The organism is Demequina silvatica (assembly GCF_000971215.1).
GTDB classification, from domain to species: Bacteria; Actinomycetota; Actinomycetes; order Actinomycetales; family Demequinaceae; genus Demequina; species Demequina silvatica.
In genome coordinates this window covers 1-719 of record NZ_BBMA01000001.1, presented here as the reverse complement: position 1 = coordinate 719, position 719 = coordinate 1, and the positions used below count along the sequence as shown (strand labels likewise).

At 69.1% G+C, this 719-nt stretch carries 1 protein-coding gene; it reads left to right on the top strand.

Going from position 1 to position 719, the window contains the following annotated elements:
* Positions 1 to 120: 120 nt before the first annotated feature.
* Positions 121 to 719 (top strand): DUF222 domain-containing protein (locus AOM05_RS00005; RefSeq protein WP_156164961.1); only part of this gene is annotated, 599 nt, incomplete at its 3' end.

Below are 719 nucleotides of genomic sequence, written 5' to 3'. Positions count from 1 at the left end.
TGGTGGGTGGGGTGGTGGTGTTGATGTCCACAGGCTTGGTGTCTGGGGAGGTTATCCACCCTGGTAGATGTGGGCTTTTGTGGTGGGGTGGTTGTCGGTGGGTGGTGGTGGACTTGTGTCATGACGTTCTCGACGGCTCGTTTGACTACCGCGGTGGCGGCGTTGCGCCATTTCGACGGGGTGGATGTCGACGCGCTCGATGATGAGGCGTTCGCGGTGTTCCAGGACGCGGTGGCGTGCGTGTTCCGGCATGCGGGGGTGGTGGCGGCGGAGGGTGCCGCGGCGGTGCAGCGACGCTCCGCGGCGGAGCGGGGTGGGTCGGGGTGGGCGCGCCGGCATGGGCACCGGAGTGCGCGGGGCAAGGTCGCGGAGGATCTTGGGATCGGTGAGGGAGAGGCGCAGAAGCTGATCGACGCCGCCGATTCGGGCAAGAAGGAGCGGTATCCGCTGGTCGCGGCCGCTCACGCGGAGGGACGCATCGGGGCGGCGGCGGTGACGGTGGTGACGGAGACGCTCGACGCGTTGGCCCACATCGAGGGGTGCCCCGATGACGGGGAGGCTCGTCTGGTGGTGAAGGCGGAGCGGTTGACGTTGCGTGACCTGAGGCGTGCGTGCGAACGGCTCAAGGCGCGGCTGGATCGTGAGGCGTTGGCCGCGAAGGAGGCCCGCCACCGCGCACAGCGGTCGGTGACCGTGTCCCAGGATGCGGACGGCATGAC